Source organism: Vreelandella nigrificans (assembly GCF_002374315.1).
Lineage (GTDB): Bacteria > Pseudomonadota > Gammaproteobacteria > Pseudomonadales > Halomonadaceae > Vreelandella > Vreelandella nigrificans.
In genome coordinates, this window is sequence record NZ_NWUX01000009.1 from 1 (window position 1) to 13,557 (window position 13,557).

At 57.0% G+C, this 13,557-nt stretch carries 12 protein-coding genes; 2 read left to right on the forward strand and 10 right to left on the reverse strand.

The genetic code is table 11. The features are described 5' to 3' along the window. On the forward strand, positions 1-285 hold a 285-nt coding region (locus CPA45_RS11580; RefSeq protein ID WP_208858501.1), incomplete at its 5' end, for a class II aldolase/adducin family protein. Here CPA45_RS11580 and CPA45_RS11585 read toward each other — a convergent pair. Continuing rightward, positions 282-788, reverse strand: coding sequence for an Lrp/AsnC family transcriptional regulator (locus CPA45_RS11585; protein ID WP_096651707.1), 507 nt, complete (start codon positions 786-788; stop codon positions 282-284). The genes CPA45_RS11580 and CPA45_RS11585 overlap by 4 nt on opposite strands. Before the next feature lie 203 nt (positions 789-991). Here CPA45_RS11585 and CPA45_RS11590 point away from each other — a divergent pair, with 203 nt between their 5' ends. Beyond that, complete coding sequence (locus CPA45_RS11590; RefSeq protein WP_096651708.1) at positions 992-2,008, forward strand: 1-aminocyclopropane-1-carboxylate deaminase; 1,017 nt, start codon at positions 992-994, stop codon at positions 2,006-2,008. A 3-nt stretch (positions 2,009-2,011) separates the two neighbouring features. Here the strand turns inward: CPA45_RS11590 and CPA45_RS11595 are convergent, their stop codons facing one another. The 9 genes from CPA45_RS11595 to CPA45_RS11635 form a co-directional block, all read right to left on the reverse strand. Further along, on the reverse strand, positions 2,012-3,133 hold the full coding sequence (locus tag CPA45_RS11595) for a Gfo/Idh/MocA family protein (protein ID WP_096651709.1): 1,122 nt from the start codon (positions 3,131-3,133) through the stop codon (positions 2,012-2,014). Between the two features lie 75 nt (positions 3,134-3,208). Next, positions 3,209-4,711 (reverse strand): CoA-acylating methylmalonate-semialdehyde dehydrogenase, encoded by a 1,503-nt coding sequence (locus CPA45_RS11600; protein WP_096651710.1) that lies wholly within the window; start codon positions 4,709-4,711, stop codon positions 3,209-3,211. 38 nt (positions 4,712-4,749) lie between these two features. Further along, complete coding sequence (gene iolE / locus CPA45_RS11605; RefSeq protein WP_096651711.1) at positions 4,750-5,652, reverse strand: myo-inosose-2 dehydratase; 903 nt, start codon at positions 5,650-5,652, stop codon at positions 4,750-4,752. 38 nt (positions 5,653-5,690) lie between these two features. Next, on the reverse strand, positions 5,691-7,538 hold the full coding sequence (gene iolD, locus CPA45_RS11610) for a 3D-(3,5/4)-trihydroxycyclohexane-1,2-dione acylhydrolase (decyclizing) (RefSeq protein ID WP_096651712.1): 1,848 nt from the start codon (positions 7,536-7,538) through the stop codon (positions 5,691-5,693). Between the two features lies 1 nt (position 7,539). After that, positions 7,540-9,498 carry a bifunctional 5-dehydro-2-deoxygluconokinase/5-dehydro-2-deoxyphosphogluconate aldolase gene (locus tag CPA45_RS11615; RefSeq protein ID WP_096651713.1) on the reverse strand — a complete coding sequence of 653 codons (1,959 nt, stop codon included), beginning with the start codon at positions 9,496-9,498 and terminating at the stop codon, positions 7,540-7,542. An 82-nt stretch (positions 9,499-9,580) separates the two neighbouring features. Next, a complete protein-coding gene (locus CPA45_RS11620) occupies positions 9,581-10,378 on the reverse strand; it encodes a TIM barrel protein (protein ID WP_096651714.1) in 798 nt (265 codons plus the stop codon). A gap of 9 nt (positions 10,379-10,387) precedes the next feature. Continuing rightward, the gene (locus tag CPA45_RS11625) at positions 10,388-11,278 is read right to left on the reverse strand and encodes an ATP-binding cassette domain-containing protein (protein WP_096651715.1); all 891 of its coding nucleotides are present in this window, start codon (positions 11,276-11,278) and stop codon (positions 10,388-10,390) included. A 1-nt stretch (position 11,279) separates the two neighbouring features. Next, a complete protein-coding gene (locus CPA45_RS11630) occupies positions 11,280-12,410 on the reverse strand; it encodes an ABC transporter permease (RefSeq protein WP_096651716.1) in 1,131 nt (376 codons plus the stop codon). A gap of 53 nt (positions 12,411-12,463) precedes the next feature. Next, complete coding sequence (locus tag CPA45_RS11635) at positions 12,464-13,420, reverse strand: sugar ABC transporter substrate-binding protein (protein WP_096651717.1); 957 nt, start codon at positions 13,418-13,420, stop codon at positions 12,464-12,466. Positions 13,421-13,557: the final 137 nt, after the last annotated feature.

Here is a 13,557-nt window from a genome sequence, read left to right on the forward strand (position 1 = left end):
GCCTACTACGTGATGCGGGTGGGCAAGCTGCCGCTGGTGCCGTATCACATTCCAGGCGACCCCAAACTGGGCGATGCAGTGCGGGGCTTAGCGGGTCAACACAGCGCGGTGCTGCTGGCCAACCATGGCCCGGTGGTGGCGGGAAAAAACCTCGAAGCTGCGGTGTATGCCACTGAAGAGCTGGAAGAGACCGCCAAGCTCTATCTACTGCTGCGGGGCGAGAACCCACGGGGGTTAACTCCGGAGCAGGTCGCTGAGCTGGAAGCACGCTTTCCGAGAGACTAAATCGGCACCTTATGGGTCGAGACCACTTGCCGCAGTCCCATAAACGAGCGGATCTGGCGCACGCCGGGCAGGTAGAGCAACTGCTCGGCGTGCAGCCGGTTGAAGCTTTGACTATCACGGGTGCGTACCAGCATAAAGTAGTCAAACTCCCCCGTTACCACGTGGCACTCCATACAGCCGGATACCTTCTGGGCTGCCTCTTCAAAGGCCGCAAAGGATTCCGGTGTCGAGCGGTCCAGCACCACGCCAATCAACACCACCATACCTGCCTGTAGTTGCTCCGGGTCTAAATGCGCCACCACCCGGCTGATTACCCCGTCTCGCTTGAGCCTTTCCACCCTGCGTAAGCACGCCGCCGGGCTCAAGTTCACCTGCTCTGCCAGTGCCACATTGGAGAGCGTGGCATCGTCCTGAAGCAGCTTAAGGATACGCCGATCTGTTCGGTCTAATTCAGCGGCCTGATCACCAGGCTCAGGGCGTGAACGGGAGGTTTTTGAGCGCACTATTATTTACCTTATTCATCTATAAACACTATTTAAACCCACATAAAACATGCATTAGCAACTTTTATTGCTTTAAACCAGCCAATTTTGCAACACAAAAATCATAGCTAACACTTACTATAAATAGCAGAGAGCACGCCAATTGTTCACAACAACCTTAGCCGCCCTATATCGCACCCAATGTTTTAAAGCTGGAGATTGCTATGAACCTCAAACGCTTCCCACGTTACCCACTCACCTTTGGCCCCTCTCCCATTACGCCGCTCAAGCGGCTAAGCGAACATTTAGGCGGTGAAGTGGAGTTGTATGCCAAACGCGAAGACTGCAACAGCGGCTTAGCCTTTGGCGGTAATAAAACCCGTAAGCTGGAATATCTGATCCCCGAGGCACTGGAACAAGGCTGCGATACGCTGGTATCGATTGGCGGCATTCAGTCTAACCAGACCCGCCAGGTAGCCGCCGTTGCCGCACACTTGGGCATGCAGTGCGTGCTAGTGCAGGAGAACTGGGTTAACTACTCCGATGCGGTATATGACCGGGTGGGCAATATCGAGATGTCGCGCATTATGGGCGCCGATGTCCGTCTGGACGACGCCGGTTTCGATATCGGTATTCGCCCAAGCTGGGAGCAAGCGATGGAGGATGTTCGCCAGCGGGGCGGTAAGCCCTTTCCCATCCCCGCGGGTTGTTCAGAGCACCCTTACGGCGGCTTGGGCTTCGTTGGCTTTGCTGAAGAGGTACGCCAACAGGAGAAAGAGCTGGGCTTTAAATTCGACTACATTGTGGTGTGCTCGGTCACCGGCAGTACCCAGGCGGGCATGGTAGTGGGCTTTGCCGCTGATGGTCGCGCCCAGCGAGTCATCGGCATTGACGCCTCTGCCAAGCCCGAACAAACCCGCGAACAGATTCTGCGTATTGCCCGCAACACCGCAGAACTGATAGAGCTGGAAGGCGGCATTACCGATGACGATGTGATTTTGGATACCCGCTACGGCGGCCCAGAATACGGCCTGCCCAACGAAGGCACTCTGGAAGCCATTCGCCTGTGCGCCCGCCTAGAAGGCGTACTCACCGACCCGGTTTACGAAGGCAAATCCATGCACGGCATGATTGATATGGTGCGCAATGGTGAGTTCCCCGCTGGCTCTAAAGTGCTTTATGCCCACTTGGGTGGCGTGCCCGCACTCAATGCCTACAGCTTTCTGTTTCGTAATGGGTAAGGACTAAACAGCAACCCACTGCCCTGTCTGATCTGACGTTTCGATAGCGTCAATCAACCGATTCACCCTCGCGGCTTCGCGAAAATCGGGATAAAGGGGGCGGTCGTTAATAATGCCCTCAACCAGATCACGCACCTCGATGATTTTCTGGTCGTTATAGCCCAAACCATGGCCCGGCGCGGGGCTGAAGGCCGCATAATCGGGGTGTTCCGGGCCCGCTAACAGGGTAGTAAAGCCGCGCCTACCGTGGGCATCGCCATGGCGATATAGCTGTAGCTCGCTCATACGCTCCTGGTCAAACACAATGGCGCCTTTGGTGCCCGTTAACGTGTAGGCTAGGCCCATTTTACGGCCAGCCGCCACCCGGGAGGTTTCGATATTGCCGATTAACCCCTGATCAAACCGCAGCATGGCCTGGGCCTGGTCGTCGTTTTCTACTGGGGCCATTCCGCTGCCGTTAGCATTGGGGCGCGTTGCAATAACGGTTTGTAGCTGGCCGCATACCTGGGTAATGCGCTGCCCGGTTAAAAACTCGGCCATATTGAGAATATGCGAGCCCACATCGCCTAACGCACCGGCGCCTGCGGTCGCCCGCTTGGTATGCCAATCGTGGGGCTTTTGCGGGTCGAGCAGGTAATCCTCGTTGTGCCGCCCACGAAAATGAATCAGCTCACCAATTTCACCGCTGGCAACAATCTGGCGGGCCAGCTGGGTGGCGGAATTGCGAATATAGTTAAAGCCCACCAGGGTTTTGACACCCGCCTTTTCAGCCGCGGCGACCATCTCGTCGGCGTCTGCCATGCTCAGCGCCAGCGGCTTTTCAGCATAAACATGCTTGCCAGCGGCAATGGCGGCCAGGGCCATCTCTTTATGCAGGAAGTTGGGCGCGCAGATATCCACCACGTCCACCTCACTATCTTCTACCAAGGCGCGCCAATCGTCGGTGGCGCGGGCAAATCCCCAGGCCCGCGCTCGGCTCTCTGCAGTGGCGAAATCGACATCCGCCAGCAGTTCGCAAACGGGTTTGGCGGGTAGCTCAAAAACGCTGGACGCCGCATTAAAGGCAATGGCATGGGCTTTGCCCATAAAGCCGGTGCCGATTAGGCCAATTTTGAGGGTTTTCATTGTGATTATCCCTGTTTTAAAACAATAACGCCGGGCTGGACCCGGCGTCGATTGATGTCATGCCCCGTAGCCTGTTTACATGGTCGGCATGGTGAAGTGGTTGGTCTCTTCACGAATGCCGCTGGGCCAACGCTGGGTGATGGTCTTCATGCGGGTGTAGAAACGCACACCGTCGGGGCCGTGCATATGCAGCGGGCCAAACAGCGAGCGCTTCCAGCCACCGAAGCTGTGGAACGCCATGGGCACCGGAATCGGCACGTTAACGCCGACCATACCGACCTGGATCTGCTCGCAGTACTGACGCGCCGCATCGCCGTCACGGGTAAAGATCGCCGTGCCGTTGCCGTATTCATGAGCATTGATCATGCTGACCGCTTCATCGAAACTGGCCACGCGAGCAATTGCCAGCACCGGGCCAAAGATCTCCTCAGAGTGAATACGCATGCTGGGCGTGACATGGTCAAACAGGCTGCCGCCGATAAAGTAGCCATCGCCTGCACCATCAACCGTTGTTTGGCGACCGTCGACCACTAGCTCTGCGCCTTCATCCACGCCAACCTGAATATAGTCCGCCACTTTGTCGCGGTGCTCGCGGGTGATCAACGGCCCCATATCGTTATCTGGGCCATCAACAAGTCCTGGCCCGACCGTCAGTTTATCCAGTTCGGCCACCAGTTTTTCACGCAGGCGGTTGGCGGTTTCTTCGCCAACGGGTACGGCCACCGAAATCGCCATGCAACGCTCGCCTGCCGAGCCATAGGCCGCACCCATCAGGGCACCCACGGCTTGATCGAGATCCGCATCAGGCATGATCACCATATGGTTTTTGGCGCCGCCCAGGGCCTGAACACGCTTGCCATGGGCTGATGCGGTAGCGTAGATGTACTCGGCAATTGGGGTAGAGCCCACAAAGCTCACTGCCTGGACACGCTCATCGGTGAGCAGCACATCCACCGCTTCTTTATCGCCATTGACGACATTAAAGACACCATCCGGCAGGCCCGCCTCTTTAAGCAGCTCAGCTAGGCGCAGCGGCGTAGAGGGATCTTTTTCCGAAGGTTTCATGACGAAGGTATTGCCGCAGGCCAAGGCAATGGGGAACATCCACATAGGCACCATGGCGGGAAAGTTGAACGGCGAGATACCGGCGCACACACCCAGCGGCTGCATCATCGAGTAACTATCAACGCCGCTACCAACGTTCATGGAGTGCTCGCCTTTCTGCAGGTGGGGAATGCCGCAGGCAAACTCGACCACTTCCAGGCCTCGGGTCACTTCGCCTTTGGCGTCTGAAAACACCTTGCCGTGTTCGCTGGAAATCAGCCGCGCCAGCTCATCGGTGTGCTCTTCGACTAGCGCCTTGAACTTAAACAGGATACGCGAGCGCTTCAGCGGCGAGGTTTTTGACCAGGCGACAAAGGCCTCATCGGCAATGCGCACCGCTTCGCGGGTTTCGTCAGCGGTGGCGAGCGCTACTTGTGCGCTCTGCTCACCGGTGGCGGGATTATAAACCGGCGAAGTGCGCTGGCTCTGCCCGGCAGAGAGCTGGCCATTGAGATAGTGGGGTAACGTTTGCATATAGGCTCCTGATTAAAAGGCGACGGCTGTGGTGCTGTTTAGCTGGCAACGTCGAAACCTGCCTGCTCGGCAAGTTGGCGTAGGTTGCGGTAACCCAGGCGGGCGTAAGTCAGCGGATGGGCGACTTCCGGGTCTTGTTCGGCTTCAACCACTAACCAACCCTGGTAGCCCTGTTCGCACAGGTGGGTTAAGGCGGGCAGAAAATCCACATTGCCATCCCCCGGCACCGTAAACAGGCCGTCTAACACGCCGTTTAAAAAGCTTTTATCGCGGTTGCGTACCGCATCCAGCACTGGAAAGCGCAGGTCTTTGCAGTGCACATGGTGAATGCGATGGCTGTAGCGTTTGGCGATGGCGAGCGGGTCGCCGCCCGCACCTCGCAGATGACCAAAATCAAGCAGCAGCCCCACGCCTTCGCCGGTGTTGTCCATTAAGCGTTCAACGTCGGCCTGGCTTTCGATCACCGTGCCCAGGTGGTGGTGATATACCAACTGAATGCCCTGGGATTTCAGGTAGTCGCCCACCACCTCTAAACCACTCAGCAGGCGCTGCCACTCTTGCTCGGATAGGTGCGGACGCTGGGAGAGCGGGCGCTCCTGATCGCCATGTACACAGTGGGTAACTTCACACAGCACCATTACCTTCGCACCGCATTCCTTGAGCAGGTTCATGTGGTCCTGAATGGCGTCAATCTCTTCTTCAGGGGTGCGCTCTAGCAAGCGTGCGGAGTACCAGCCCGATACAAGCGCCAGGTCGTGGGCGCTAAGCACCTGGCTCAAAGCGTCGGGCGTACGGGGAAATTTGTTACCTAACTCAAAGCCGCTAAAACCCGCTTCGCGCCCCTCTTTCAAACAGGTTTCCAGCGGTGTTGCGCCGCCCAGGCTGGGCAAGTCGTCGTTCGTCCAGGTGAGCGGGTTGATGCCTAAAGTAACCGTTGGCATAGCGTAATCCTTATGATTATGTTTGTTGAGGTCGAGAACTAACGGGCTTGGCGCTGCTTGGCTTCGCGGTACCCTTGATAGGCTTTATTGACCGCTTCTCGCTCGGAAACCTCGGGCACGGCCACTTCCCACCAGGCGCCGCCTTCTTGGGTGCTGGGTAACGGGTCGGTGTCCAGGGCAATCACATAGGTCGAGGTGGCGCTGCGAGCACGCACCAGCGCCTGCTCCAATTCCGCAATACCGGTGACCGATTCAGACTCACAGCCCAACGCTTTGGCATGGGCGGCAAAATCGGTTTTGGGCGCGCCGGCTTCCACAGTGCGGCAATCTTGCAGCAGGTTGTTGAAACCCGCCCCGCCGGTAGCCTGCTGTAAGCGGTTGATGCAGCCATAGCCGCGGTTATCCAACACCACCACAATCAGCTTGTGGCCCAGCATCACCGAGGTTGCCAGTTCCGAGTTGTGCATCAGGTAGCTGCCATCGCCGACCATCACCACCACTTCCCGCTCTGGCTTGGCCATCTTGACGCCCAGCCCGCCGGCAATTTCATAGCCCATGCAGGAGAAACCGTACTCGACGTGGTAGCTGCCGGGGCCCGAGCATTGCCAGAGCTTATGTAGCTCGCCGGGCAAGCCACCGGCGGCGCATACCACGGTGGTATCGTTGCCTGCCTGGCGATTGACGGCGCCGATCACCTGAGCATCGGTAGGCAGCGCCAGCCCTTGATCGGCGGTCACGCGGCGCACTATTTCGGCCCATTCGTGTTTGAGCGTTCCGGTTTGTTCGCGCCACTCATCGCTGCCTCGCCATTCACCCAGCGCCGCGTCGAGTTGCCCCAGCCCGATCAAGGCGTCACAGCTTAGCGGCAACGCTTGATGCTTGAGGCTGTCGAAGCGGCCAACGTTGAGGGAAATCAGCGTTTTATCGCTGCCTTCAAACAGCGCCCGAGAGCCGGTGGTAAAGTCCTGCAGCCGCGTACCCACCGCCAGAATGACATCCGCTTGCTCCGCCAATTGGTTAGCCGCTGCGCTGCCGGTCACCCCAATGGCCCCCACCGCGCAAGGGTGGCTATCGGCCAACGCGCCTTTGCCCGCCTGGGTTTCAGCCACCGGGATACCGCGTGTTTTGGCAAACTCGGCCAGGGCATCGCAGGCAGCGGCGTAATGCACGCCGCCGCCGGCAATGATCAGTGGGCGCTTAGCCTGCTGCAGCGCGGCGATGGCTTGACGAAGCTCGTAAGCATCCGGTGGCGAGCGGCGAATGCGATGCACCCTGGGGGTAAAAAAGGCCACCGGATAATCGTAGGCAAAGGTTTGCACATCCTGGGGCAGCGCCAGGGTCGCAGGGCCGCAATGCTCCGGGTCAAGCAGGGTGGCAATCGCCTGGGGCAAGCTGGTCAGCAACTGCTCGGGGCGGCTAATGCGGTCGAAGTAGCGCGATACTGGGCGAAAACAGTCGTTGACGCTAATGGTCGGGTCACCGAAATGCTCCACCTGTTGGAGTACTGGGTCGGGTTCTCGGGTGGCAAAGGTATCCCCCGGCAGCAGCAAAATCGGCAGTCGGTTGGCGTGGGCAAGCGCCGCGGCGGTGATCATATTGGTCGCCCCTGGGCCAATCGAGCTGGTCGCCGCCATTAAGCGCTGGCGGCCATTAGCTTTAGCAAAGGCAATCGCCGCGTGGGCCATGGACTGTTCGTTATGGGCGCGAAAGGTCGGCAGCGTGTCTTGTACGTGGTAAAGCGCTTCGCCTAACCCCGCCACATTGCCATGACCAAAAATCGCGAACACACCTTCAAACAGCGCCACTTCTTGGCCATCCACCTCTATACGTTGTGCAGCAAGGTACTTGACCAACGCCTGGGCCATGGTGAGTCGAATGGTGCTCATTTTACGCCTCCTCCGTGTGAGACAGCGTTTGCGGCTGAGCCTGCCTTAACTGCCGCCACGCCATTATCAGTTCGGCATAGTTCTGGGCGACCCTCTCTACCAAGCCGACATCATCGATGCGCCCAGCCAGCCAATCGCGACTAGCGCTGGCAAATAGCGTGCGCCCAACGGTGAAGCCTTTACAGCAGGCATGATTGGCCGCTGCTTCAAAGCCGCGCTTCATATCGTCCATAGGGGCGTCTAGCCCGAGCAGCACGACCCCACGGCAGTAGGTATCTTCCCGCTCAATGGTCTCGCCCACCGCATTCCAGGCTGCATCTGACATGGAGGGGAGTTTCCACCAATCCGGGCGAATGCCCAGGTTATAGAGCCGCTGAAGGCTGCGTGGCAAAGTGGTGTCGTCATTGGGCATGCTCGCCGGGGGAATGACTTCAATCAGCAGTTCCAGCCCATAAGCACAGGCCGCCTGATAGAGTTGGCGCAGCCGCTCCTCCTGCTCTAAACGCAGCGAGAATTCATCGTCGGGGTGGTAAAACACCAGACACTTAATGATCTGCTCTCTAGGCCAGTTGCGCAGGCAGGCACCTAAATCATCGCCATGCTGGAAACGCAGCGGGCGTGAGCCAGGAAGCTCCACCGGGCGACCAATCCACCAGCCTTTCCCACTGGCTTGATTGAGTGCGTCTTGACCCAGCACATCGTCTACCAGAATCGCGGGCGTGGTAATGCCGCCAAGTTTGGCACCCTCTTCGGCGGCGGCGACCAGGAGTTTTTTAAGCTTAGGAAGGCGCTCACTATCGGCATACTCTTCGCGGGCCATATCGGTGAGCTGGCGGCGGTGGTCAAATGCCAGGCCCAACACCTCAGGCCACTGATCAGGCACTCGGGTAGTGACCCGGTGCAGATGATTCAGGCGTTGATCGATATCCGGACGAGGTACCTCATCGCGGCGTTTCAGGTAATCGAACAACTCGTCTTCGGTGGGCATCGCCGGGGCACAGCCGTGGCGGGAGACCACCAGTGCGCCACAGGCATTGGCGTAACCCGCGCTGGTTTGCCAGGGTTCATTGCGTAGCCAGCCACGTAACAACCCGCTCATAAATGCATCCCCAGCGCCCAGCACATTGAGCACCTCGACCTGCACGCCCTTAACTAAAATACCGTCTTCAATACGTTCAGGAATCGCGCCTTCAAACACCACACAGCCCATGGGCCCAAGCTTACATACCAGAGTGGCCTCGCTAACCTCACGTACCGCGCGCAGGGACGCTAAGGTGTCCGTACTGCCACCGGCAATATGAAACTCCTCTTCGGTGCCCACAATCAGGTCAAAATCCGCCAGCCAGCGCTGCAGGTCGGTGGTTACTTTGTCATCGGCGATAAAGCGGGTTTCACCATCGCCGGGATTGGTCAGCCCCCACAGTACGGGACGGTAGTCGATATCCAGCACCCGCTTCACGCCATAATGGGCGGCGGCATCCAGTGCCTTGCGGCAGGCTCGGCGGGTGGTATCGGTAGAAAGATGCGTGCCGGTAATCGCCAGCGCCTTGGCCCGGGCGATAAATTCAGGGTCGATGGCCTCGGCATCAATGGCCATATCCGCACAGTCGCGACGGTAAAACAGCAGTGGGAAACTCTCGCGGTCTTTTAAGGCCAACAGCACTAGGCCGGTGTGGCGCTCAGGGTCAGTTTGTAATGCGGATGTGTCCACGCCTACCCGTGCTAACTCCTCGCGCACAAAATTGCCCATCTGCTCGTCACCGACCCGCGAAAGCATGGCCGACTTCAAACCCAGCCGCGCGGTGCCATAAGCCACATTGCCTGAACTTCCACCGAGGTATTTAGCAAAGCTGGCGACATCTTCTAAGCGGCTGCCAATTTGCTCAGCGTAGAGGTCAACCGCCACGCGCCCCAGGCAGATCAGGTCGAGAGGCCGGTGTTGACTATTGTTATTCAGCATAAACGTCTCCCCCACGTCACTAATTCGTGGTATCGGACAAAAGATGACACTGGGCATAAAAGCATCTTGGGGTGGCTATCGATTAAAAAGAGAAGGCAATACGGAAGCGGTCGAGAGCCAGTTCGTCGTCGCCCGAGGCCCAGCCTTCCAGCCCTACGGTGCCGCGATAACCTATGTCGTTCAGCGCTTTGGCAATGGCCGGATAGTTAATCTCGCCAGTCCCCGGTTCGCAGCGCCCAGGCACATCGGCCACCTGCACTTCACCAATGTAAGGCCCACAGCGGCGAATCAATTCGATCAAATTACCTTCGCCAATTTGGGCGTGATAAACATCCAACATGATACGTAAGCTAGGCCTATTGACACTTTCCACCAGCGCTAGAACATCTTCCAGGCGGGCAAACGGAACGCCGGGGTGGTCAACCTCGGTATTAAGGTTTTCAAGCACAAAGGTGACGCCGTGCTGCTCGCCAAGATCCGCCAGCCGATTGAGTGTGTCTCGGGCTTTTAACCACATCGCGCCGGTCATCTGCTGGCAAGGTTTCACGGGAAGACCTTCGCCATCCAACCCCGTGCCGTGCAGGTTAAGACGTAGAATACCCAGCCGTTTGGCCACCTCAATCGACTCTGCGGCGGTGCGTAGCAGTTCATCTGCCCCGGCGGCATCCGCCAGGGTGCCGGTGACATAGCCGGTCATGGATGAAAACGTCGCCCCGCTATTGGCCAGTGCGTCAATGTCGTGCTTAGTCCAGTCCCAGATTTCGACTTGAAAACCCAGTTCAGAAATACGCTTAATTCGTTCCAACACGGGTAAATCGCGGAACACCATTTCAGCGCAGACGGCCAGCGTAAACGGGGATGATGGAGTAGATTTGTTCATCATGGCTCCTTAATAGCCGCTCGCCGTTCGCGGTGAAGGGGGTTCAGTGCTGCTTGTTTCATTCGAAGGTTGAGTGTCTTGTTCGGCTAAGCTGGCCTTCTTGGCTTTATCGCCACGCTGGAATTCCGCAAGCTCCGCATCCAGGCTTTCAAGCTCAGCACCACCCGCCATCATATTGAGCACTTCTTCGCGGCTGACTTCTTCTTTGCGGAAGGAGCCCAAACTACCGCCGCGTGACAATAGGGTGAACGCATCAGCCACTGGGTAAGCATGGTGGACATTGTGGGTAATAAAGATAACCGCAAGGCCATCGGCGCGGGCTTTAGCGATGTAGCGCAGTACGACGGAGGCCTGTTTGACCCCAAGCGCTGACGTAGGCTCATCAAGAATCAGCACCTTGGCACCAAAATAGACGGCACGAGCAATCGCCACACACTGGCGCTCCCCGCCAGAAAGCGTACCCACCGGCTGGCTTGGGTCCCGCACATCGATACCGATTTTAGCCATTTCCTCTTTGGCAACCCGGTCGGCATATTTCCAATCAATCCGCTTTAAAGGCCCCCAGCCTACCGTCGGCTCGCGACCCATAAAAAAGTTACGGGTAATCGACATCAACGGCACCATTGCCAGATCCTGGAAAACCGTTGCGATACCGGCGTCTAGTGCATAAGCCGGGGACTTGAAACGAGCGGGCTTGCCATCCAAAAGCATTTCGCCGAGGGTAGGTTGGTGAACACCAGAAAGGGTTTTGATGAGCGTCGACTTGCCTGCGCCGTTATCGCCAAGCAGACACATCACTTCGCCGGAATAGACCTGCATTGAGATATCACTTAAGGCGATCACGCTGCCGAAGTGCTTGCTGACACTGCGCATTTCAATCATTGGCGTACGTGTGGTCATGTTATTTGGCCTCCATCGCCTTCTTGCGCATGTAATTGTTGAATAGCACGGCCACCAGCAACATCACGCCCAGGAAGACCTGGAACCAGTCGGTGTTAACGCCGGTATAGAAGATACCCATTTGCACCATGCCGAAGATCAAGGCGCCCAGGGCTGCGCCGATGGCGGAGCCATAGCCCCCTGTTAGTAAAGCGCCACCAATCACCACCGCAATAATGGCTTCCAGCTCTTTTAACATGCCGCGAATGGTATCTGCCGAGCCAGTATCCATTACCTGGATGCAGGCAAAAATGGTGGCGGAGAAGGCTGTGAACATAAACAGTGAGATCTTGACGCGATGGACAGGCACACCTGAGTTGCGCGCCGCATTGGCATCACCACCGCTGGCGAAGATCCAATTGCCGTAAGGCGTGCACAGCAGCACCCAGGTCGCCAAGGCGGTTAAACCCAACCACCAGACGATAGAGACCGGAATACCCGAAACCACGGGGTTGCCCGCAAAGTTGGTCGCCATCCAGCCATTGGCTGCCATCCAGGTAAACAGGCCTGTGGCCACCTCACCGGAAAATAGCGCCGCGAACCAGTCACCGGGAATATGCGCCTGAACGCCACCCACTTGAGTTCTACCCGTTAACAATCGGCTAATACCAATCGCCAGGCCACGCAGAATAAACAGAAATCCCAAGGTAACAATAAATGATGGCAACCCCGTTTTATTGACCAGATTACCGTTAATCCAGCCCACCAGGGCTGCACAGGAGAAGGCTAGCAGAATAGCGGCCCACAGTGGCCAGCCATACTCCACTGCTGGGATAGCGATCAGGATGCCGGCCAAGCCGATCATTGAACCAATCGACAAATCAAACTCACCGCCGATCATCAGTAAAGCAGCCGCCGTGGCGATAATGCCAAGCTGAGCGGCAACTTCGAGGAAATTAATAATACCCGCTGGGGTAAACATCCCAGTGCCGCTGGAAGCGACTATAAAGAAAGAAAGCACCAACACCGCACCTGCCAGCGCCCCCAGCTCAGGGCGATTCAGTGCTCTCTTCCAGAGAGAAACTCTCTGGATACGCTCATCTTGAGGAGCTGTTGCTGGCGTAACCGGTTGTTTCGATTCAGTGGAACTCATGGCGATCGACTCCCAAGGCTCGACGCTGCCGAGCCTTTTCAATTAGGTAGTTATCAACGGATGCCCTGGCTACTCAGCTCAATGACCTGGGAAGCGTTTTCTTGAGTGACAAACCCTGGGCCGGTGGCAACATCCCCTGCGGGTAGCAGACCGTTCTTAACGAACTGATCTAGAAACATAACGGGCAAGTAACCCTGCATGTACTGCTGCTGGTCGATCGCAAAATCCAATTCACCCGCATTAAGGGCTTCCAAAATGCCTGGTGAGAGATCAAAGGTACCCAGAGTGAACATATCGGTAGCACCTTGCTCACGCATGGCACGAATCATCGGATCAGCGGCCAATGCACCCAAGGTCAATACACCGCGCACATCACTGTTCTGATTCAAGTACGCCACAATGGCATTGCGGATGGCGGTGGGGTCATAAGTCGTCGCCAATTGCTCAGCGTTTCCATTGAATCCATCCACAAAGCCATCACAGCGCTGATCGAGCCCCTGATTGCCTTGCTCATGATTAATGCAGACGCCTTTCTCAACGCCCATTTCCTGCATGCGTTCAGCGGCCTGTCTACCCGCTTCGTACTCACTCTGCCCAACGTGCAGCCGGGCACCATAATTTCGCGCTACGTCACCACCGGAGTTAATGGTGATAACGGGGATGCCGTTGTCGACCGCGTTTTGAACAACGCCACCCAACGCGTTTTCATCGGTAAATGACAGAATCAAGCCATCCGGGTTAGATGCCACCGCGGCCTGCACAAGTTGCTGCATCATGGCCATATCAAATGTAGAAGGCGCGCGATACTCCAAGCGCGCCCCCACTAATTCGGCAGCGGCTTCAGCGCCATTTTTAACTACCGACCAGAAAGGGTCTGAGGGAACGCCATGGGTCACCATAACGAAGCGACTTTCTCTTTGTACCGGTTCTTGTGCTTGAACCTGCGCGGCACCTGCTACTAGCGTTGTGGCGGTGATAGAGGCAAGAAGCCAGCGGGTAAGACGTGCCATAGGTAAATTCCTCTTCGTATTATCATTATTTATTTGTGATGCAGCATTGAATGCTGCTGGCGCTATGAAATATAGATTCTAAAAAGCAAAACTAGCAAATTATTTATTCTATACTTTGGTATAAATGGAATATTTAT

Bases quoted from the DNA above. Each gene is read 5' to 3' on its own strand.
- CPA45_RS11620 (WP_096651714.1), bottom strand. From the start codon at position 10,378: ATGAACAAATCTACTCCATCATCCCCGTTTACGCTGGCCGTCTGCGCT.
- CPA45_RS11615 (WP_096651713.1), bottom strand. From the start codon at position 9,498: ATGCTGAATAACAATAGTCAACACCGGCCTCTCGACCTGATCTGCCTG.
- CPA45_RS11600 (WP_096651710.1), bottom strand. From the start codon at position 4,711: ATGCAAACGTTACCCCACTATCTCAATGGCCAGCTCTCTGCCGGGCAG.
- iolE (WP_096651711.1), bottom strand. From the start codon at position 5,652: ATGCCAACGGTTACTTTAGGCATCAACCCGCTCACCTGGACGAACGAC.
- iolD (WP_096651712.1), bottom strand. From the start codon at position 7,538: ATGAGCACCATTCGACTCACCATGGCCCAGGCGTTGGTCAAGTACCTT.
- CPA45_RS11635 (WP_096651717.1), bottom strand. From the start codon at position 13,420: ATGGCACGTCTTACCCGCTGGCTTCTTGCCTCTATCACCGCCACAACG.
- CPA45_RS11595 (WP_096651709.1), bottom strand. From the start codon at position 3,133: ATGAAAACCCTCAAAATTGGCCTAATCGGCACCGGCTTTATGGGCAAA.
- CPA45_RS11630 (WP_096651716.1), bottom strand. From the start codon at position 12,410: ATGAGTTCCACTGAATCGAAACAACCGGTTACGCCAGCAACAGCTCCT.
- CPA45_RS11590 (WP_096651708.1), top strand. From the start codon at position 992: ATGAACCTCAAACGCTTCCCACGTTACCCACTCACCTTTGGCCCCTCT.
- CPA45_RS11625 (WP_096651715.1), bottom strand. From the start codon at position 11,278: ATGACCACACGTACGCCAATGATTGAAATGCGCAGTGTCAGCAAGCAC.